This window comes from Chitinolyticbacter meiyuanensis (assembly GCF_008033135.1).
GTDB lineage: Bacteria > Pseudomonadota > Gammaproteobacteria > Burkholderiales > Chitinibacteraceae > Chitinolyticbacter > Chitinolyticbacter meiyuanensis.
The window spans coordinates 3,918,511-3,939,754 of the sequence record NZ_CP041335.1; the positions used below are offsets into that span (position 1 = coordinate 3,918,511).

The following is a 21,244-nucleotide window of genomic DNA, read 5'->3' on the forward strand; positions in this document are numbered from 1 at the left end:
GTGTGTTTGCTGCTGGCCTGCGCGCTGGTCGCGCAGGCAGCCCACGCCCTCGAATTCCGCAGCGCTGCCCGCCATGGCGTGGTGCTGTACCAGCAACCCGCCGATACCGCCGCCAAGCAGTTCGTGATCAGCCGCGGCTCGCCGCTGGAGATCCTCGCCACGCAGGATGGCTGGCTGCGCGTGCGTGATCGCGCCGGCGCTATCGCCTGGGTGAAAGCCACGGACGTCAGCCCGGTGCAGACGGTGGAAGTGCTCAAGGCCACCACCCTCTACAGCAAGCCCGACACCGCCGCGCCCGCTGCCTTCAAGGCCGCCGCCGGCCTTGTGCTCACCCTCGTCGAGAACAGCCGCAACGGCTGGCTGCGCGTGAAGCACCAGGGCGGCCAGGAAGGCTACGTCCGTATCGAACAAGTGTGGGGCGCATGAAGATCGCCGTACTTGGCGCGGGAGCCTGGGGCACCGCGCTTGCCATCCGCTTTGCCGATCGCCAGCCGGTCACCCTGTGGACCCGTGATGCCGAACAGGCTGCCAGCATGGCCGCCACGCGCGACAACGCGCGCTACCTGCCGGACGCGCCCTTCCCCGCCAACCTCGACGTTACTGCCGATCTGGCCAACGCCATTGCCGACGCCAGGACCATCCTGATCGTCACACCGATGGCTGGACTGCGCGGCACGCTCAAGGCGCTGACCGCACTTGGCAACCATGCCCCGGTGCTGTGGGCCTGCAAGGGGCTGGAAGCGGGCACCATGCTGTTCCCGCATCAGGTCGCCGAGGAAGAACTGCCGGCCGACGTGGCTCGCGGCATGCTGTCCGGCCCCAGTTTTGCGCAGGAAGTGGCAGCCGGCCGGCCGGCCGCCGTGACCATCGCTGCTGAAGACGCCGAATTCGCCCGCGCCACGGTCGAGGCGCTCAACACCCATGTGCTGCGGCTCTACGCCAGCGACGACCTGATCGGCGTAGAGATCGGCGCCGCGGTGAAGAACGTGATGGCGATCGCCGCTGGCGTGTGCGATGGCCTGAACTACGGCCTCAACGCCCGCGCCGCGCTGTTGACGCGTGGCCTCGCCGAGATGGCACGCTTTGGTGCCGCCGTCGGCGCCAAGCCGGAAACCTTCATGGGCCTCGCGGGCATCGGCGACCTGATGCTCACCGCCACCGGTGATCTGTCGCGCAACCGCCGCGTCGGTTTGCTGCTGGCGCAGGGCCTGAGCCTCGCCGACATCCTGAAGAACCTCGGCCATGTCGCCGAAGGCGTGCCGACCGCGCGCGAAGTGCTGCGTCAGGCCGAGGTACTCGGCGTCGACATGCCGCTCACCCGCGCCGTATGCCGGACCTTGTTCGACGAGGTGCCGGTTGCCGACATCGTCGACGAGCTGATGGGGCGAGCGCCAAAGATGGAATGCTGATCGATCAGCCCCCATGAAAAAGCCGGCACAGCGCCGGCTTTTTCATGGGGGCTCACCGGCCATCAGGCCTTGGGTTCGTTCACCTTGGGCTTGGCCAGCGAAACCGTATCGCCTTCCGGGATGCCCTCCTTGGCCCAGCGATCGAACTCCTTCATCACCGCATCGTACGTGTCCTCGCTGATCTGCGGCAGCGAGCCACCCAGCATCTCGCGTGCTTCGTCGAAGCCCTGCTGTACCGCTGCACGGATCTTCTCCATGTTTTCCGGATTGCCACCGATGGCGTACTTGGCAAAGGACAGGATGCGTTCGGCCGTCTTCTTCACCCCCCACTCGCCGTCTTCGGAGATCGCCTGCTTGGCGGCGTCGATCTCCTCGGCCGAAGCGCTGAGCTTCTGCTCGCCACTCGCCACCTTGGACCACTCCAGCCCCTGATCCTTCACCAGGCCGCGCAAATAGGTCATGAACTCGTCGACCTTGCGCTCCGATTCCTCGAGCAGCTTGTTGAGGTCCGGCCGCTCGGCGGCGAGCTGGGCGCGCGGGTTGGCATAGGTCAGCGCTTCGCCGTCACCCTTGCCGATGCTGACGTTTTCCTGCGGTACACCATCCTGACCTTCGTCCACGGTCTTGGTGGCGCGCTCGGTCGTCGGGGCTGCCTTGGTGTGGCCGACTTGCGTCGTCACACTGGAAATGTTGCTGGCCATGGTGCACTCCTGTCGTATCGGTCCACACCGTATCGACCATGCTGCGCCTAACTTGATTCCGTTCAGCGGGCAATTTTTGGCTTGGCTTGCCGTTCAGACGCCGGCGAGGAAGCGCCGCTGGCAGTCGACAAACTCGTCGAGATGGGAAATGAAGGGCGCATGCGCGGCGCCACGATGCACGATAAAAGTGGCGTTCGGTTGCTGTGCCGACAGCCAGATCGCGGCGCCAAGCGGCGTCAGCGTGTCCTTGTCACCGTACTGCAGCAGCATGGGCAGATCGAGCCGGGCGATCTCGCTACGCAGATCGGTGCTGCGCAGCAATTCCAGCGCCGCTGCCAGTGCCTCGGCCTGCGGCTCGCCGTGGGCAAACAGCTCGTCGGTCAGCCCGCGTGCCACCACGCGCGCACTGGCATCACCCATCGCCTGCAGCGAAATGAAGCGCTTGAGCGTGCCGCGCCAGTCGGTCTGCAAGCTGGCGGCGAACTGCGCCAGCGTGGCGAGCGGCATGGCGCTCGGCCAGTCGTCGCGCTGGGCAAAGCATGGCGAGCTCGCCACCAGCGTGAGCGAGCGGATTTTCTCCGGCTGCGCCAGCGTCCAGCGCGTGGCTACCGCGCCGCCGAGCGACCAGCCGACCACCTGCACCGGCAAGGGAAATGCGGCATCGAGCGCAGCCACCATCGCTTCGATGCTGTAGGGCTCGACCATGCCGCTGCCGCCATGGCCGGGCAGATCGACCAGATGGCAGCAGAAATCCTGCGCCAGCCGCTCGGCCACCGGCCGCCACACGGCACCGTTCATGGCCCAGCCATGCAGGAACACCACATCCGGACCGTGCCCTCGGGTTTCGACAAACAGCTCAGGACTCACGCGTGCTCCAGTTCGCGCAGCGCCGCGATCAGCGCGGCGACATCATCATCGGCATGGGCGGCGGAAAGACAAATACGCAGCCGCGGCGTCGGTACCGTCGGCGGGCGGATTGCCGCGACCAACAGCCCGCGCTCGCGCAAGCCGGCGGCCAGCCGCAGCGCGGAGGCGTTGTCGGCAACGACGATGGGCTGGATCGCCGTGGCACTGTCCATCAGCGCATAGCCGGTGCCGGTGAGGCCACTGCGCAGCGCGGCGATATGGCGTTGCAACGTGGCGCGGCGTTCCGACTCGTCGGCGATCAACCGCAACGACGCCTGCAGTGCCTCCATCAGCAGCGGCGGCGCGGCCGTGGTGTAGATGTAAGGCCGGGCCGCGTTGACGAGGTGCTCGATCAGCTCGGATTCCCCGGCTACTGCGGCGCCCGCCGCGCCGGCCGCCTTGCCCAGCGTCGCCATATAGATCAGCCGGGGCGACACAAGCCCGGCCGCACTGCCACGCCCATCGCCGAGCACGCCAAAGCCGTGCGCGTCGTCGACATAGAGCCAGGCGTCAAAGCGCTCGGCCAACGCGACAAGCTCGGAGAGCGGCGCCACGTCGCCATCCATGCTGAACACACCGTCGACCACGATCAATCGGCGCCGGGCCGGCGTGTCCGCCAGTAGCCGCTCCAGCGCGGCGAGATCGTTGTGGGCATAGCGCTTGAAAGCAGCGCGTGACAACAGGCAGGCGTCGTTGAGCGAGGCGTGGTTGAGCTTGTCGCCGAACACCGCGTCCTCGCGCCCCACCAGTGCCGAGACCACCGCGAGGTTGGCCATGTAGCCGGTGGAGAAACTCAGCGCCGCGGGCTTGCCGACGAAGGCAGCGAAGGCGTCTTCAAAAGCCTGGTGCGCGGCACTGTGCCCTGCCACGAGGTGCGAAGCACCGGAACCGACGCCCCAGCGCGCCGCACCCTGCTGCGCCGCCGCGATCAGCGCCGGATGGTTGGCAAGGCCCAGGTAATCGTTGCTGCAGAAGTTGACCAGCGTCCGGCCAGCCACCGTCACCCGAGCGCCTTGTGGGCTGGCTATCACCAGCCGTTCGCGATACAGGTCGCGTGCGCGGCGCTCGGCGAGCTCGGCTTTCAGGGCAGCGAAGGGCATGGGATGGGCTTGGGCGCAAAAGCGCGATTCTACCGCGCACGTAGAACCCGCTCATGGCCTTTTCACGCCAGCGCTGCACCGTAAAATGGTCAGGCACAAGGCGCGTGGCACAGCCAATACGCGGTTATTTGCAAGGCATGCAACGCGTTGAATGACGTTTTACGACTCAGCCCTACGGGTTTGCGATATTGCCGAACGCGCGGCGTTACGAGTCGCTGATGGTACCCGTACCACGGCGCGTCTCGTGCCGTGCTCGCGATCGGCACTACCGCAAACGCTGGCGCGAAAAGGCCATGAGCAGGTTCTTACACCAGCCAGCGCCACGCCCCGTACACCAGCATGCCGCCGGCAATGCCGGCGAGCAGCTTGTTCCAGCGCCAGACGATGACCCCGGTCACCAGCGCCCCGGCCAGCTGCGGATTGTTCCAGCCGGTATTGATCGCGCCTTCCTGCACGAACACCGCCGGTACCACGATGGCGGTCAGTACGGCGATCGGCACGTAGTTGAGCGCGCGGCGCACGCTGTCGGGAAAAGCGTGGCCGCTGCCCAGCCACAACACCACACGCACGCCGTAGGTGACGACGAACATGCCCGCGAGGGTCCAGACCATGTTCATGCGCGCTCCTTTTCCAGCCAGACGCCGACGGCAATACCGGCCACGGCGCCCAGCATCAATCCCAGCTTGTACGGCAGCGCATGCGCCGCCAGCGCCACAATGCCAGCGGCCAGTGCGGCGCCGACCTGGGGCCGGCCCTTGAGCAGCGGCACCACGATGCCGACGAAGGTTGCGGCCATTGCGAATTCCAGCCCCCAGTGCTCGATGCCGGGCACCGCGCGACCGAGCACGATGCCGATCAGGGTGAAGGCGCACCAGTTCACGTACATCGCGAACCCGGCGCCAAAGTAATAGCGTGGCATGTCCACCGGCTCGCCTGAATTGGCCTTGTGGTAGACGATGGCGAAGCACTCGTCGGTCAGCACGAAGGCGCCGAGTGCGCGGCGCCAGCGCGGCCAGTGCATCACCTGCTGCCATAGCGAGGCGGCGTAAAGCGCGTGCCGCAGGTTGACGATGAAGGTGGTGGCAATGATCAGCCATGGCGCGGCGCTGGCAGCGACCAGCGTCACCGCGATGAACTGGCTGGCACCTGCAAACACCACCAGCGACATGGCGATCGCCGCCCAGGCCGGCATGCCGGCGGTGACCGACAGCGTGCCGAAGATCAGGCCAAAGGGCGCGGCACCGATCAGCATCGGCGCCATATCGCGCATGCCGGACCAGAAGCCGGCACGAGGAATGGAGGAAGCAGGCATCGGGCGATGATAGCGGCCACACCGGCCGCCCACCATTGACAGCAAACCCTGATACCGGGGATGCAGTTGGGATTTGCGCCTCGCCGCAGTACGGACAGCCCGGGGTGTATCTCATCGGCGATCGGTTCATAATGCGCGCTTGCCGTTAGCCCACGCCTCCATGCCGCATCAGCACCGCTGGCACCATCCGCTCTGCCTCGCCCCCCGCCCGCTGCGCCCCTGGCTCACCGAATCCGGCTCGCTTACCGCCCGGCTGATTGCCCATCACCCGGCGTTTTCGGTGCGCGTGCTGCGGCAACGCGCCACGACCGCGCACCGCGACGAACTGGCTCCCCTCGGCCAGGCACGGCGCCGGCGCACCCCAATGCGCGAGGTACTGCTGCTCTCCGGCCAGCAGCCGCTGGTGTTTGCCCACAGCGTGACCACGCCGCAGGCGGTGCGGCGCGGCTTTCGCAAGTTCGTCCATGTGGGCGGGCGTTCGCTCGGCTCCATGCTGTTCGCCTCGCCCACCATCGCCCGCAGCCGGCTGGCCTGGTGCCGTGTCGATGCGCGCCATCCGCTGTGGCGCAAGGCCGTGACCGCGGTCGGGCCGCTGCCGCCGCGGCTGTGGGCGCGCCGCTCGCTGTTCTATGCCGGCGGTGACCGCTTGCTGGTCACCGAAGTCTTCCTGCCTCCTGCCTTCGCCACGCCATGACCTTCGCCACCAAACTCGACCAGTACCTGCGCCTGACGCGCCTGAACAAGCCGATCGGCATCCTACTGCTGCTGTGGCCCACGCTGTGGGGATTGTGGTTCGCCGGCCAGGGCCAGCCGCTGTGGAGCGTGGTGGCGATCTTCGTCGCCGGCACGGTGCTGATGCGCTCGGCCGGCTGCGCGATCAACGACTACGCCGATCGTGATTTCGATGGCCAGGTGGCGCGTACCAAGGCGCGGCCGTTGGCGACGCGCGAAGTAAGTACGCGCGAGGCGCTGTGGCTGGCCACCAGCCTCGCGGTGATCGCGTTCCTGCTGATCCTGCCGCTCAATGCGCTGACCAAGTGGCTGTCGGTACCGGCCGTGCTGCTGGCGGCGAGCTATCCATTCACCAAGCGCTTCTTCGCGATTCCGCAGGCCTACCTGGGAATCGCGTTCGGTTTCGGCATCCCCATGGCGTTTGCCGCGCTCACCGGCGATGTGCCTGCTGCAGCGTGGACGATGCTGCTCGCCAATGTGTTCTGGAGCGTGGCCTACGATACCGCCTACGCCATGTGCGACCGCGAGGACGATCTCAAGATCGGCATCAAGACCGCCGCGATCACCTTTGGGCGCTTTGATGTGGCCGCCATCCTGCTGTGCCAGGCGATTTTTCTCGGGCTGATGGCCTGGGTGGGCGTGCAATTTGGCCGTGGCGCCTTCTATTACACCGGGCTCGTCAGCGCGGCGCTGTTGGTGCTGCTCGACCAATATCCACGGATCAGGGATCGCGATCCGCAACGCTGCTTCGCGGCGTTTCTTGCCAACAACCGCATCGGCGGCGTGATCTTCGCCGGGCTGGTGCTCGATTACCTGATCGGTGGCTGATACCGCCGCCCGCTGTATTAGCGCGCGCTATTCGGTAACCGGCGTGACGGTTTCATCGACCGGGCTCGCCACCACCACCTGATTGCGACCACCCTGCTTCGCCGCATAGAGCGCCTGGTCGATACGGGCGAACAGCGCTTCCACGCTCTCCGCACCGTGCCAGTCACCCAGCCCGGCGCTGAAGGTCAGGCGCAGTTGTGTGCCGTTCCAGATCACCGGGCGCTGGGCAATATCGCTGCGCAGCCGCTCCAGCAAGGCCAGCGCCTGATCGGGATCGGTTTCCGGCAGCAGCAGCGCGAACTCCTCGCCGCCTACCCGACCCAGCAGATCGCTGCCACGCACCCGCGCCTGCAGGCTGATCACGAACTGGCGCAGTACCTCGTCGCCCGCCAAGTGGCCGTGCTCGTCGTTGATGCGCTTGAAATGATCGAGATCGATCAGCGCGAGGCACAGCGTGCGCCGGTAGCGGCGGTGCCGCAGCATCTCGGTCTGTAGCACCTGCTCGAACTTGCGTCGCATCGCCGCGCCGGTCAGGAAATCGGTCTCGGCCTGGCGCTGCAGCTCGGCATTGGCATCCATCAGCTGCAGCCGCAGCGAACGGGTGCGGCTGATGAACACCAGCAACGCGGAGATGAAGGCAATCAGCAAGATGCCTGCGGTCTCGATCAGTGCGAACACCAGCCAGCGCCGGCCGTCCAGATGCACATAGCTACGCACCGGCGTGACCGTATGCACGTGCATGCCCTTGATATCGGGGATACCCGTGCTCAACAGAATCACCGGCGCCGGTTCGCCCTCCAACGCGTACAGCCCGCTGAAGAGCTCGGTATCGCGCCGCACGATCGGCATCGGCATGAAATTCTGCTGGCGGTAGCGCTGCACCCGCTCGTTGGCCGACAGCGTGTAGACGGCGGCCGCATCGGTCAGCGTGCGGCCGCGCAATACCGGCCGGTCCGCCAGCACGATGACGCCGTTGTGATCGCTGACGAACAGCCCCGGCGTCATCATCTCGGTAGCCACCCGCTCGACATTGACCTTGACCACCACCACGCCGACCACGCGACCAGCGGCGCGAACCGGGCCGGCGAAGTAGAAGCCCGGCTCGCCGGTACGCACGCCGCGCGCGTACTGCATGGCATTGCGCCCAGCCATCGCCTCGCGGAAGTAGTTGCGGAAATCGTAGCGATCGCCGATCAGGTTGAGCTCGCTGCGGTAGTTGCTGCTGGCAAGCACCCGGCCGGTGGCATCCATCACCCACGCCAAGTCCATCGACAGCTTGCCCGGCAGCTCGGCCAGCCACAGGTTGGCCGCGTCGACGCGTGCGGCATCGTCCGGATGGGCCAGCAGCTCGCGGATCTGCCCCACCTTGCCCAGCCACGCCGGCGCCTGTTGCATGGCATTCAGCGACTGTCCGAGCGCCCCGGCTGCGCCTTGCAGCTCCTGGCTGCGCGATTCCTGCGCCGAATGCACGACGCGGGTGAAGTCGGCGCGCACCAGCGAGGTGGCGGCGAACCAAGCCAGGACCGAACCGAGAATGGCAAAGAAAAGGACGACGAGCGCGACCGTACGGACCGGGTTGGTCAGCGCCTGTTGCTGGAAACGGCGTTTTGGCATGGATAGCCCAAGGAATTCGGGACCAAGGTTAAGCAAACCCTTGGCGACATTGTCAGTTAAATACTTACATATCGGGATTCAACATTCCATACTGTAAAGCCGTAGGCAGACAGCCGGCACCAAGTACCGCCTCAAACGCGAAAACGGGCGACGTTGTCACGCAACGCACGCGCCAATGCATCCAGATCAGTACTGGCATTGCGTATAGCGCTGACCTCGTCCTGGCTTTGCGCCACCAGTGCGGCAATGTCGCGCACGCCTTCTGCCGTGCCGGCGATCACTGCCGATTGCTGTCTTGAAACTGACGAAATTGCAGTGGCCGTATCGAGCACAGCATCGGTGCTGCCGACGATGCGCTGCTGTGCCGCGCCGGCCTCGCCCAGACGAGCGGCACTGCCCTGCACCTCCGCGCTGACGGTACGCATCGCCTTCACGGTATGCTCGGTGCATTGCTGGATCTCGTCGGTGATACGGGCGATCTCGGTGGTCGACTGCGCCGTGCGCTCGGCCAGCTTGCGCACTTCGTCCGCCACCACGGCGAACCCCCGCCCCGCCTCACCCGCGCGCGCCGCCTCGATCGCGGCATTGAGCGCCAGGAGGTTGGTCTGGTCGGCGATCTCGCGGATCACCCGCGCCACCTCCTCGATGCGATCGGCGGAGGACGCCAGCGCATCGATGCGCTCGGTGGACTGCAGCGTGGCGGCCTGCAACCGCTGGTTGCCTTCCACCACGCCGGCGACCGCCTGGGCCGAGCTGCGAGCCAGCGCTGCGGCATCGGAGGCGGCGTGGGCAGTCTCGGCGATACGCTGCACCACTTCGTCGGTGGTTGCGGCAAGGCCAGCCGCATCGTCCGCCAGCGTGCCGGCCCGGCGCCCGACTTCGCTCATCCGCGTCTGCGTCGCCCCGGTCTGGCCCGCCAGCCGCTCTGCAGTGCCGGCCACCTGCTCGGCCGAGCGCTGCACCACGCCGATCAGCCCGGACAGATCCGCCAGCAGCTGGTTGACCGACTGCGCGATATCGCCGACCTCGTCGGTACCGACCTGGCAGCGATTGCCAAGATTGCCGCCCAGCGTGAGCATGAAGTGACGGATGCGCTGCAACGGCTGCAGGATGCTGCGCGTCAGCGCCCAGGCCACGCCGGCGATCAGCAAGGCACCGCTGATCATGGTCGCCCAGGCCCAGGTCAGCGCGCGCCGGCTGGCCGTATCCAGCGTGGCCCTGCCGCCCTGCGCCCGTTGTTCGATCAGCTCCGAGAACTTGCCCATGCTGTCTTCCAGCCGGGAGAAGCTGGCTGCGAACGCGCCGTATGCCTGCGCATCATCCTGGCCACCGCGATAGCGCTGCAGCAGCCCGCGCGCTTGGTTCACGTAGCCAGCGAGATCGGGCTTGAGCGCCGCCAGCGCTGCGCGCTCCTGCGTCGACAGCGGCAGCGCTTCGTTGGCCGCCACCCGCTGCTGCAGCGTGGCAACGTGGTCGGCGAACTCCTTCTCCACCTCGTCAAACGCCGCGGCGTCGGCACCGGCATGCATCTGGTGCGCCATGGCCAGCACGTCGGCGCGGATCGCGTCGTGCATCATGTCGGCCTCGCCCTGGTTGCGTACCGCGCTCATGCTCACCCCGCCGTCAGTGATGCCGGCGGACAGGTTGCGAACGGCCAGCAGCCCGATCAGACCAGCAGCGAAAACCAGGATGGTGGCCAGCAGGCCGAAAGCGATCAGGCGGGAACGGATGGTCAGGGTCATGGCGGGCACCGAGTATGGTTTTCTCCGGTTATAGTCGAGCTCCCGTTTTGCCACCGCTTTGCCATGCCTTTACCGTCCCGCCCGTTCGACGTCGGGGAAACCGCCGCGCTGCAGCGCGTACTGTCCGATCTGGAAGCAGGCACCACGCGCCAGTGGTATTGGCTGGAACTGTCGCAGCAGCATCCGGCTGCACTCAGCCGGCGCGTGCGCACGCTGGCGTGGTTGCTGCGGCGCGGCGGGCCAGCGCTGGCCTGGCCCTGGCTGCGCGGGCGCTTGGCCGGCACTGCGCTCTACGCCACACCGGGCGAAACACTGTGGCGCCGGCTGGCGCAGGTGCGTCAGGACGCCTTGCTGGCCGTGCTGTGCAGCGGCGCCTTGCTGGCCGGCTTCGAGCGGCTGGCAGCAACGCAGGCGTTCGCCGCCTGGTGCATCGCCGGGATCGGCGCGCTGTGGCAGGCCTGGCGCGTGCCTGCCGTACCACCGCCACCCGAATTGGATGACGACAGCGAAATCCTGCCCGGGCCGGAATCCAGCCTGGGCCTGGCCGGCATGTTGATGGGCCGCGGCCTGTCACCCCAGGCTGCAATGACCTTGGTGGCCAGCCTGCGCCAACGGCAGGACGCCGCCGTGCCCGCACTGCTCGCGGCCATGCCCGAACTTGCGCCGCCCCCGCCCACCGCCGCATTGCAACGCTGGCTCCGCGCCGGGCAGTGGCTGTTCGCCACCCTGCCGGTCGCGCTGGTTGCAGGCGTGTTGCCTTCGCCGTGGGGCATGGCGCTCGGCGCCGCCTGGGGAACGCTGCTCGCAGCACGCAACGGGCGCAGCACTGCGCTGCTGGTCGCGCTCGCCGCGCTCATCGCTTATGCACTGGGACGATTGGGCCACGCACTTTGATCTGGCTGCGTGGGCGCCACAGGCGGCTGTGATAAAATCCCGCCCCTCACTTTGTCACCGAATCAGCAGGAAACCATCATGGCCGGCCATAGCAAATGGGCGAACATCCAACACCGTAAGGGCCGTCAGGACGCCAAGCGCGGCCAGATCTTCACGCGCCTGATCAAGGAAATCACCGTCGCGGCCAAGAATGGCGGCGGCGATCCGGGTATGAACCCGCGTCTGCGGCTGGCCATCGACCGCGCCAAGGCCGAATCGATGCCCAAGGACAATATCGAGAACGCCATCAAGCGCGGCACCGGCCAGCTCGAAGGCGTCGATTACGTCGAGACCCGTTACGAAGGCTACGGCATCGGTGGCGCCGCGGTGATGGTCGACTGCCTGACCGACAACAAGACCCGCACCGTGGCCGATGTGCGCCATGCGTTCAGCAAATACGGTGGCAACATGGGTACCGACGGCTGCGTGAGCTTCCAGTTCAAGCACTGCGGCTATCTGGTGTTCGCGCCAGGCACCGACGAGGACGCGCTGATGGAAGCCGCGCTTGAAGCCGGAGCCGAGGACGTGGTCAGCAATGACGACGGCTCGATCGAAGTGATCACGCCGCCCTACGAATTCGTCGGCATCAAGGAAACGCTGGAAAACACCGGCTTCAAGGCCGAGATGGGCGAAGTGACGATGAAGCCGCAGGGCGACACCGAGCTCGCTGGCGACGATGCCCTCAAGATGCAGAAGCTGCTCGATGCGCTCGAATCGCTCGACGACGTGCAAGAGGTGTACACCACCGCGGTGCTGGACGAAGCCTGAGCGTCGTTTTCAGCCGAAAGAACGGGGCGCACGGCGCCCCGTTTGCCGTATGGATGCCCCATCTTGAAGCACCGGGCGAATCGGCGTAGCCTCGGCAAGGCTTATCCGACGCACCCGCGCATGAAAACGGCCGAACTCGCCGAGATCGCCCACCTCGTCAGCGAGAGCGAGCGACTCACCTACCTCGATCCGGACGCTTCGCTGAAACTGGCCGAAGACGCCAGCAGGCTGGCCAGCTCCTGTCCCGATCCCACGCTCGCCCTGCTGGCCTGGAAGCGCTACGGCTGCATGCTGTTCGCCTTCGGCGACATTCCCCAAGGCCAGATCTGCCACCTCAAGGCGCTGACCATCGCCGAGACCGAAGAGCTGCCCGAGCTGCGCGGCGAAATCCTGCAGGAACTCGCCGGGGCCTACTACACGCAGGGCGAATTCGACGAGGCCATCGACTATTGGGGCGACTGCCTGATCGACGAGGGCGCGGGCTTCAGCGACGACACCCGCATCTATGCCCACATCGGCCTGGGCCAGGTCTATTTCGCCCACGAACAGTTCGCGATGGCGCTGCACCAGCACCTGCACGCGCAATCGCTGACCAACGACGCCATGAGCAACGAGTTGCGCGCCCGCGTGTTGATCAACGTGGCCGCCGATCATCTGGCGCTGGAACAGTACGACGAGGCCGAGCGGGTGCTCGACCTCGCCTGGCCCATGGCGCTCACCGACGGCCACAAGGAATACCAGGGCGAAGTCCTCATCTACCAGGCCAATGTGGCGCTCGGTCGTGGCCATACCCGCCTCGCCCGCGATTTCATCGCGCAGGCACAAACGCTGCGCCGCGTCTGGCACTGGGGCGAAACCTCCGAGATGATGCTGATGGGCCGCATCCTGATTGCCGAGAACCGGCTGGACGACGCGCTCGATGCCATCCACCGCGCCTTGCAGCGCGCCGACGAGATCGGCACCGGCCACAAGGTGTTCAAGGCCCATCACCTGCTGGCGCAGGTCTACCGCGCGCTGGGCCGCCAGACCGAATCCGAGCACCACTACCGCCAGTACCAGGAAGCGTACAAGCGCATCGTCGGCACCAGCACCTACGCCAAGCTCAAGGCCCTGGAACAGCGCCTCGACCGCTGAGCCGCCGCCACCCTGCAAAATCCCGCGAGCAACACCATGGACAATTTCAGCTTCCACAACCCCACGCGCCTTCATTTCGGTCGCGGCCAGGCAGCGCAGATCACGCAGGAGATTCCCGTCGGCGCCCGCGTGCTGCTTACCTATGGCGGCGGCAGCATCCGAAAGAACGGTGCCTACGACCAGGTGATGGCCGCACTGACCGGCCGCCACGTGGTCGAGTTCGGCGGCATCGAGCCCAATCCCGAATACGAGACGCTGTTGCGCGCGGTCGCGCTGGGCCGCAGCGAGCAGGTGGACTGGGTGCTGGCCGTGGGTGGCGGCTCGGTGTTCGACGGCAGCAAGTTCATCGCTGCCGCGATCGTTCTCGATCCGGCGATCGATCCGTGGCAGATCATCGGCAACCGCACGCCGCTGGCGTCGGCCTTGCCGCTCGGCGGCGTGCTCACGCTGCCTGCAACCGGATCGGAGAGCAATTTCGCCGCCGTGGTCACCCGGCGTGCCACGCAGGACAAGCTCTCGTTCAAGAATCCGCTGGTGTTCCCGCGCTTTTCGGTGCTTGATCCGGCGATGACGATGACGCTGCCGCCACGCCAGATCGGCAACGGCGTGGTCGACGCCTTCGTCCACACCGTCGAGCAGTACCTCACCGTGCCGAACGAGGCACGGGTACAGGACCGCTTGGCCGAGGGCATCCTGCAGACCCTGCTGGAAATCGGTCCACGCACGCTGGCGCAGCCCGACGACTACGAGGCACGCGCCAACATGATGTGGGCCGCCAACCAGGCGCTATTCGGCCTTGTCGCGCTCGGCCAGGTGCAGGACTGGGCCACCCATGCCATCGGCCACGAGCTCACCGCGCTGTACGGCCTCGACCATGCCCAGACACTGGCAGTGACACTGCCGTGGCTGCTCACCTACCGCAAGACGGACAAACTCGCCAAGCTCGCGCAATATGGCCGCAGGCTGTGGCAACTACCCGGGGATGACGCCGCCGTAGCCGCTGTCGCGATTGATCGCACCATCGCCTTCTTCGAAACAATGGGCGTGCCAACCCGCCTGTCGGCATACGGCATCGACGCATTGGCTGCCGCCGAGGCGGTGGCCGGGCAGCTGCGCCGCCATGGTCGCAACCGGCTGGGCGAAGGCGGCAGGCTCACGCCCGAGGACTGCGCGGCAATCGTCCGCATGGCGCTGTAAGCCTCGGTTTGCATGCGCTTGCACGCGTGCTACGCTGGCGGCCTGCATTTCCACCCTGCCGATGATGACTGAACTCAACCAGTTGCTGGAGCGCGCCCGCAAGATCGTCCGCTCGCAAAGCGCCGAGGCCATGGCGCTGGCCACCCAGGCCGGCGAGCTGGCCCGGGCCGCCAGCGATGCCCAGGGCGAATCGCTGGCGCTCACCATCTATGCACACGGCTACTTCATGTTCGGCCGCTCGCAGGAAGCGAAGGACACGCTGCTGCAGGCGCTGGTCATCGGTGAGGGCCGCGACATCGGCACCGCCCGCGGCGAAGCGCTGCAGCTGATAGCCCGTGTTGCCTACACGCTGGGCGAATACGAGCGCGCCGCCGATTGCTGGTGTGCCTGCACCGAGCTCGATCGCAGCCAGGTCCGTATGGCCGAACGCATCCAGGCCCACATCGGCCTTGGTCAGCTCTGTTATGCACATGATCATTACGAACTCGCCCTCGCCCATCATCGCCGCGCTGCCGAGCTGGCCGAAGCCGACGACGACCCGCACCTGACCAGCACCAGCCTGCTGAACATCGCCGCCGATCTCATCGGCCTGCAGCGTTGCGGCGAGGCAGCCGACGCGCTCAAGCAGGCCCTGCCGCTGGTGCGCGCCGACCAGAACTACCAGTTCGAGGCCGAGATCTTCAGCCTGTTCGGGCAGATCCGCCTTATCGCTGGCGAGATCGAAGCGGCGCGGATGAGCCTGATGGTGGCGCTCAAGATCAACCGGCTGCACATCAACACCTGGGGCGAGAGCTCCGTGCTGCTGCGGCTGGCGCAATGCAGCCTCGCCGCAGAGGAAGTGGAAATGGCCACGGAGCAACTGGCCCGCGCCCGCGCACTGGCCGAAGCCATGGGCTCCACCCCGCTGCTCGCGGACATCCACGCTGCGCTGTCGCGCCTCGCGGAACTGCAGCAGGAACCGGCCGTGGCCAACGAGCACCGCGAACAGGCCGCCGCGCTACGGCAGCAATTGCGTGCCAGCGCCGATTCACCGCGCTACGCCACGCTGGAACTGCGCCTCGCTCCCGACTGAAGGCAAGTCCACCGTTTGCGGGCTTCGGGCTTTTTTCCTATGGTGGGAGATAGCCTGCAGCTGGGACCTGCCATGCCCGATTCCACCACCATCACGCCCGACACCGTCGACGCCTTGAACGTCGAAGCACGCAAGCTGTACCAGGCGCGCAATCACGAGGCGCGAGTGGTCGCGGAACAGGCGTGTAGGCAGGCGGTGACGATCGACTACCCGAACGGCTACGTCCATGGCCTGTTGACCGTGGCCACCAGTATCGCGCTGCAGGGCAGCTACCACGAGGCCATCGCGATGATGCGCCACAGCCTGTTCCTCGGCGAGATCTACGGGCTGAAGCTGCATGTGGCCGAGTGCCTACAGGAAATCGCCCGTGCTTACTACACGCTGGGCGACTACGACCGCGCGCTGCACTACTGGGCGCAATGCCTCGACATCTCGATCTCCTCCGAATCCTCGGCGCAGGAAAGCCACATCCGCGCACTGATCGGCATCGGCCAGATCTACTTCGCCCACGAAGACTTCGACGCCGCACTGCGCCACCACCAAAAGGCACGCGAGTACCTTGCACCGGGCATCGACGACAACCTGCACGCTGCCGTGCCGATCAACATCGGCATGGATCTCTACCAGCTATCGCGCTTCGACGAGGCGCTGTACCACCTGGAAGGCGGACTGGATCGCGCGCTGCACGCACGTAACTGCGAATACGAGGCCGACGCCCACCATGCGATCGGTCTGATCCGGCTGGCGCAACAGCAGTTGGATGTGGCCGAGCGCCATTTCTGCATCGCCATCGATGTCTGCCAGCGCTACGGCAAGCTGTGGGGCGAAGCGAACAGCCGGGTAGCGCTGTCCCGGGTGGAACTCGCGCGCCAGCACCCGGTCGGCGCGATCACCCACCTGCAGACCGCGCAGGAACTGGTCGAACGCATGGGCGCCCAGCACCTGCTGATGCAGATCGAGCATCACTACGCCGAGGCCTGCGAGCAACAAGGCGAGCACGGCCGTGCGCTGCAGCACTTCAAGCGCTATCACACGCGGCTGCTGGAAGTGATGCGCCAGACCTCGCCCTACAAGATGCAGGCGATGGAGATGCGGCTGGAAGTCGAGAAGGCGCGGCTGGAAAACGACGGCCTCAAGCGGCTGCACGCCGACCAGCGTCGCGAACTGCGCCGCGCCGAGCGGCAGGCCAGCCAGGACGCGCTCACCGGCATTCTCAACCGCCGCGGCATCGAGCAACTGGGCCTGGCCGTATTCACCCGCGCTTGCGAGCACAGCGCCCCGCTGTCGCTGCTGCTGCTCGATCTCGACCATTTCAAGCAGATCAACGACCTGCACGGCCACGCGGTTGGCGACAAGGTGCTGCGCCAAGTGGCTGCACTGTTGAAATCCGGCTGCCGCCAGGACGATCTGGTCGCCCGCTACGGCGGTGAGGAATTCGTCGTACTGCTGCCTGGCCGGGATGGCCCCGGCGCGATCGACGTGGCCGAGCGCCTGCGCAAACTGGTGGCGAGCTGGCCGTGGTCGCGCATCGCCGACGACCTGGCGGTGACGCTGTCGATCGGCGTTTCCGGCCGGCAATGCGAGCTGACGCTGGCCGAGCTGATCGAAACCGCCGACCGCCAGCTCTACCAGGCCAAGCACGCCGGCCGCAACCGGGTTTCGGCCTGAACGGGCATTGCAGCACCGGCGGCGCAAAACCCCAATAAAAATGCGCCTTTAGCTCGGGCATTTTCCGATAAAATCGGGGGTCTCCCCGCCATTGCCCCACCGAGCGCTGCCCCCTATGGCCGATCTGACCGCCGCCACCCTTGCGACCACGCAGGACCGTCTTCGCGAAATCCCGTACAACTACACCTCGTTCTCCGACCGCGAGATCGTGATCCGGTTGTTGGGCGACGACGGTTGGCGCGTGCTCGAAGAGCTGCGCCAGGAACGCGTCACCGGCCGCTCGGCCCGCATGCTGTTCGAGGTGCTGGGCGACATCTGGGTGGTGAAGCGCAACCCCTATCTTCAGGACGACCTGCTCGACAACGCCAAGCGGCTCAAGCTGCTGGTCGAGGCGATGAACCACCGTCTGACCGAGATCGAGAAACGGCGCGACGGTAACGACAAGGTCGGCGTGCTGGTCGCGCGCGCGCGCCAGGCGGTCGATGCCTTCGGCCGCGAGTTCCGCGATAGCGCCAGCCTGCGCAAGAAGGTGCTGCGCCGCATGAGCGCGCACACCCGCCGCGACAACATCTGCTTCGACGGCCTCGCCCGCGTCAGCCATGTCACCGACGCCACCGACTGGCGCGTCGAATATCCGTTCGTGGTGCTCTCGCCCGATACCGAGGACGAGATGGCGCCGCTGGTCGCCGCCTGTATCGAGCTGGGCCTCACCGTGATCCCACGTGGTGGCGGCACCGGTTACACCGGCGGTGCCGTGCCGCTGACACCGCTGTCGGCGGTGATCAACACCGAGAAGCTCGATCGCCACAACGGCGTCGAGCGCATGCGCATCCCCGGCGTCGAACACGAGGTCGCCACCATCCAGTGTGGCGCCGGCGTGGTCACGCGCCGCGTGATGGAAGCCGCGGAAAGCGCAGGTTTGGTATTTGCGGTCGATCCCACCTCGGCCGACGCCTCGTGCATCGGCGGCAACGTCGCCATGAATGCCGGCGGCAAGAAGGCCGTGCTGTGGGGCACCGCGCTCGACAACCTAGTGTCGTGGAAGATGGTCGATCCAGACGGCAACTGGAAATTCATCGAGCGGCTCGATCACAACCTCGGCAAGATCCACGACGCCGAGCATGCTACTTTCCGTGTCACCACCTACAAGCCTGATGGCAAGACCCGGCTGGGTGAAGACACGCTGGTCATTCCCGGCCAGCAGTTCCGCAAGGTCGGCCTCGGCAAGGACGTCACCGACAAATTCCTTGCCGGCCTGCCCGGCGTGCAGAAGGAAGGCACCGACGGCCTGATCACCAGCGCCCGCTTCATCCTGCATCGCCTGCCGGCGCACACGCGCACCGTCTGCCTCGAATTCTTCGGCGAAGTCAGCCGCGCCGTGCCGGCCATCGTCGAGATCACCGACCTGTTCAAACCAGGCGGCGCCGGCCTGGCCGCCGGCGTGCAGCTGGCTGGCCTCGAGCACCTCGACTGGCGCTATGTGCGCGCGGTCGGCTACGCCACCAAGGCCAAGAGCCGCGGTCGACCCAAGATGGTGCTGATCGCCGATCTGGTGTCGGACGACGAAACCGCCGTCGGCGAGCTGGCCTCGCAGGTGGTACGCCTTGCGAACGCGCGCGCCGGCGAAGGCTTCATCGCGGTATCCGGCGAGATGCGCAAGAAATTCTGGCTGGATCGCGCCCGTACCGCGGCCATCGCCAAGCACACCAATGCCTTCAAGATCAACGAGGACGTGGTCATCCCGCTGCCGCGCCTGGGCGAGTATTCGGACGAGATCGAGCGCATCAACATCGAGTTGTCGATCGACAACAAGATCGAGCTGCTCGACACGCTGTCCGCCTACTTCGCCGAAGCCCAACTGCCGGTGGACCTCGCCGACGCACCGGTCAGCCGCGAGGCGCTGATCGGTGAGCGCCGCGAGGCAGCATTGACGCTGATCGCGCCGGTCCGCGAGCGCTGGCAATGGCTGCGTGACAACCTGGACGGCGCATTCGAGAGCTATACCGCCGCCTGGCCGGATGCCCCGCTCGAGGCAGAGATCGGTGCCGACAATGCGCCACAGTCGGTGTACCACGCGTTGCGCGATTTCCTGCTGCGCGTTTCGTTCAAGCGCGAGGTGCTGGCGCTCCTGGAAGCGCAGTTCGCCGATCGCGCCAGCAAACCGCTGCTCGATGCCATCCACGCGCTGCATCAGAAAGTACTCAAGGGCCGGACCTGGGTGGCGCTGCATATGCACGCTGGCGACGGCAACGTACACACCAACCTGCCGGTGAACTCGGACGACTACGAGATGCTGCAGCGCGCCCACCATGCGGTCGCGCGCATCATGGAGGTGGCACGCCGCCTGAACGGGGTGATCTCGGGCGAGCACGGCATCGGCATCACCAAGTACGAGTTCCTCACCGCCGAGGAGCTCGCGCCGTTCCAGTCCTACAAGCAGCGCGTCGATCCCAACGGCCACTTCAACAAGGGCAAGCTGCTGCCGGGCGCCGACCTCACCAATGCCTACACGCCGTCGTTCTCGCTCTTGGGCGCCGAATCGCTGATCCTCGAGCAATCGGATATCGGCGGCATCTCTGACATGGTCAAGGACTGCCTGCGCTGCGGCAAGTGCAAGCCGGTGTGCACCACGCACGTACCGCGCGCCAACCTGCTCTACTCGCCGCGCAACAAGATCCTGGCGACAGGCCTGTTGACCGAAGCCTTCCTCTACGAGGAACAGACTCGCCGTGGCGTATCGTTCCGTCATTTCGAGGAACTGGCCGACGTGGCCGACCACTGCACGGTCTGCCACCGTTGCGTGAATCCCTGTCCGGTGAAGATCGATTTCGGCGATGTCTCGGTCGCCATGCGCAACTTCCTGCGAAAGGAAGGCAAGAAGCCGTTCAACCCCGGCACCGCGCTCGGCATGGCTTTCCTGACAATGAAGGACCCGGCGACCATCAAGTTGCTGCGCACCGGCATGATCGAAATCGGCTACAAGGCGCAGCGGCTCGGCCATACGCTGGCCAAGCGCTTCGGCCTGACCAAGCCTTTGACCAAGCAGCCGCCGGCCACGCTCGGCAAGGCGCCGATCAAGGCCCAGGTGATCCACTTCATCAACAAGCCGCTGCCCGCCAAGGTGCCGGCCAAGACCGCGCGCGGCCTGCTCGATGTCGAAGACAGCAGCATCGTGCCGGTGATCCGCAATCCGGGCGTGCCGCAGGATGAATCGGAAGCAGTGTTCTACTTCCCCGGCTGCGGCTCGGAGCGGCTGTTCAGCCAGGTCGGCCTCGCCACGCAAGCCATGCTGTGGCACGTCGGCGCCACCACCGTGCTGCCGCCAGGCTACCTGTGCTGCGGCTATCCGCAGACCTCCAGCGGCTTTGCGGACAAGGGCGAGAAGATCACCACCGAGAACCGCGTGCTGTTCCACCGGCTCGCGACCACGCTCAACTATCTCGATATCAAGACGGTGATCGTGTCGTGCGGCACCTGCATGGATCAGCTGCAGAAGTACCAGTTCGAGCAGATCTTCCCCGGCTGCCGCCTGTTGGACATCCACGAATACCTGCTGGAAAAGGGTGTGAAGCTGGAGGGCGTGACTGGCACGCAGTACATGTACCATGAGCCATGCCACACCCCGATGAAGCAATACAAGGGCATCGACGTGGCCAACCAGCTGATGGGCACGCGCGTGGACCTGAACGACCGCTGCTGCGGCGAATCGGGCACCTTCGCCGTGGCGCGGCCGGACATCGCCACCCAGGTGCGCTTCCGCAAGCAGGAAGAGATGCAGAAGGGCGCCGACACGCTGCGCAGCGATGCCGGCGACGCCAATGCACCGGTGAAGATCCTCACCTCGTGCCCGTCGTGCCTGCAGGGCTTGTCGCGCTACAACGACGATGCCATCACCCAGGCCGACTACATCGTGGTCGAGATCGCCAAGCATGTGCTCGGCGGCGAATGGCAGAAGCAATACGTGGAAAAAGCACGCAACGGCGGCATCGAACGCGTACTGCTTTAGCACAACGGCGGCCAAACCGCGCTGACGTCAACCAAGGGGTGAAACGTTAGTCGTAGACAATCGGGGCAGGCGATCATGGCCTGCCCTGATTGTTTCTGCGTCTTGCTTGTTTATAATCCCTG

General features: G+C 66.2%; 18 protein-coding genes. 11 read left to right on the forward strand and 7 right to left on the reverse strand.

What is annotated here, in order from left to right; all coding sequences use genetic code 11:
* Both FLM21_RS18650 and FLM21_RS18655 read left to right on the forward strand, forming a co-directional pair.
* The gene (locus FLM21_RS18650; RefSeq protein ID WP_187359992.1) at positions 1–426 is read left to right on the forward strand and encodes an SH3 domain-containing protein; all 426 of its coding nucleotides are present in this window, start codon (positions 1–3) and stop codon (positions 424–426) included.
* Positions 423–1,409 carry an NAD(P)H-dependent glycerol-3-phosphate dehydrogenase gene (locus FLM21_RS18655; protein WP_148717013.1) on the forward strand — a complete coding sequence of 329 codons (987 nt, stop codon included), beginning with the start codon at positions 423–425 and terminating at the stop codon, positions 1,407–1,409. Before FLM21_RS18650 ends, FLM21_RS18655 begins: the two co-directional genes overlap by 4 nt.
* A gap of 62 nt (positions 1,410–1,471) precedes the next feature.
* On the opposite strand, the gene FLM21_RS18660 is transcribed toward FLM21_RS18655, so the two are convergent.
* The 5 genes from FLM21_RS18660 to FLM21_RS18680 all read right to left on the reverse strand — a co-directional run bounded on the left by FLM21_RS18660 (position 1,472) and on the right by FLM21_RS18680 (position 5,428).
* Positions 1,472–2,110 (reverse strand): DUF5610 domain-containing protein, encoded by a 639-nt coding sequence (locus FLM21_RS18660; protein ID WP_148717014.1) that lies wholly within the window; start codon positions 2,108–2,110, stop codon positions 1,472–1,474.
* Between the two features lie 93 nt (positions 2,111–2,203).
* Positions 2,204–2,977, reverse strand: a complete 774-nt coding sequence (gene bioH, locus FLM21_RS18665) for a pimeloyl-ACP methyl ester esterase BioH (RefSeq protein WP_148717015.1) — start codon at positions 2,975–2,977, stop codon at positions 2,204–2,206.
* Entirely contained in the window at positions 2,974–4,116 is a 1,143-nt protein-coding gene (bioF, locus tag FLM21_RS18670; RefSeq protein WP_148717016.1) for an 8-amino-7-oxononanoate synthase, read from the reverse strand. Before bioF ends, bioH begins: the two co-directional genes overlap by 4 nt.
* Before the next feature lie 305 nt (positions 4,117–4,421).
* Positions 4,422–4,733 (reverse strand): AzlD domain-containing protein, encoded by a 312-nt coding sequence (locus tag FLM21_RS18675; RefSeq protein ID WP_148717017.1) that lies wholly within the window; start codon positions 4,731–4,733, stop codon positions 4,422–4,424.
* Entirely contained in the window at positions 4,730–5,428 is a 699-nt protein-coding gene (locus FLM21_RS18680; RefSeq protein ID WP_246120758.1) for an AzlC family ABC transporter permease, read from the reverse strand. The genes FLM21_RS18675 and FLM21_RS18680 overlap by 4 nt, the downstream gene beginning before the upstream one ends.
* Before the next feature lie 160 nt (positions 5,429–5,588).
* Here FLM21_RS18680 and FLM21_RS18685 point away from each other — a divergent pair, with 160 nt between their 5' ends.
* Positions 5,589–6,122, forward strand: a complete 534-nt coding sequence (locus tag FLM21_RS18685) for a chorismate--pyruvate lyase family protein (protein ID WP_148717018.1) — start codon at positions 5,589–5,591, stop codon at positions 6,120–6,122.
* A complete protein-coding gene (ubiA, locus tag FLM21_RS18690; RefSeq protein WP_148717019.1) occupies positions 6,119–6,988 on the forward strand; it encodes a 4-hydroxybenzoate octaprenyltransferase in 870 nt (289 codons plus the stop codon). The genes FLM21_RS18685 and ubiA overlap by 4 nt, the downstream gene beginning before the upstream one ends.
* Before the next feature lie 27 nt (positions 6,989–7,015).
* Here the strand turns inward: ubiA and FLM21_RS18695 are convergent, their stop codons facing one another.
* Positions 7,016–8,602 carry a sensor domain-containing diguanylate cyclase gene (locus FLM21_RS18695; protein WP_148717020.1) on the reverse strand — a complete coding sequence of 529 codons (1,587 nt, stop codon included), beginning with the start codon at positions 8,600–8,602 and terminating at the stop codon, positions 7,016–7,018.
* Between the two features lie 131 nt (positions 8,603–8,733).
* Complete coding sequence (locus FLM21_RS18700; RefSeq protein ID WP_148717021.1) at positions 8,734–10,344, reverse strand: methyl-accepting chemotaxis protein; 1,611 nt, start codon at positions 10,342–10,344, stop codon at positions 8,734–8,736.
* Positions 10,345–10,407: 63 nt separating this feature from the next.
* On the opposite strand from FLM21_RS18700, the gene FLM21_RS18705 reads away from it, so the two are divergent.
* The 7 genes from FLM21_RS18705 (at position 10,408) to FLM21_RS18735 (ending at position 21,122) form a co-directional block, all read left to right on the forward strand.
* Positions 10,408–11,238 carry a hypothetical protein gene (locus FLM21_RS18705; RefSeq protein ID WP_148717022.1) on the forward strand — a complete coding sequence of 277 codons (831 nt, stop codon included), beginning with the start codon at positions 10,408–10,410 and terminating at the stop codon, positions 11,236–11,238.
* A gap of 78 nt (positions 11,239–11,316) precedes the next feature.
* Positions 11,317–12,045: a YebC/PmpR family DNA-binding transcriptional regulator gene (locus FLM21_RS18710; protein ID WP_148717023.1), complete on the forward strand. Its 729-nt coding sequence runs from the start codon at positions 11,317–11,319 to the stop codon at positions 12,043–12,045.
* A 120-nt stretch (positions 12,046–12,165) separates the two neighbouring features.
* Positions 12,166–13,179: a tetratricopeptide repeat protein gene (locus FLM21_RS18715; protein ID WP_148717024.1), complete on the forward strand. Its 1,014-nt coding sequence runs from the start codon at positions 12,166–12,168 to the stop codon at positions 13,177–13,179.
* A 36-nt stretch (positions 13,180–13,215) separates the two neighbouring features.
* Positions 13,216–14,376, forward strand: a complete 1,161-nt coding sequence (locus tag FLM21_RS18720; RefSeq protein WP_148717025.1) for an iron-containing alcohol dehydrogenase — start codon at positions 13,216–13,218, stop codon at positions 14,374–14,376.
* A 61-nt stretch (positions 14,377–14,437) separates the two neighbouring features.
* Positions 14,438–15,448, forward strand: a complete 1,011-nt coding sequence (locus FLM21_RS18725; protein WP_148717026.1) for a tetratricopeptide repeat protein — start codon at positions 14,438–14,440, stop codon at positions 15,446–15,448.
* 72 nt (positions 15,449–15,520) lie between these two features.
* A complete protein-coding gene (locus FLM21_RS18730; protein WP_187359993.1) occupies positions 15,521–17,116 on the forward strand; it encodes a diguanylate cyclase in 1,596 nt (531 codons plus the stop codon).
* 115 nt (positions 17,117–17,231) lie between these two features.
* On the forward strand, positions 17,232–21,122 hold the full coding sequence (locus FLM21_RS18735) for a DUF3683 domain-containing protein (RefSeq protein WP_148717028.1): 3,891 nt from the start codon (positions 17,232–17,234) through the stop codon (positions 21,120–21,122).
* The last annotated feature ends 122 nt before the right edge of the window (positions 21,123–21,244 follow it).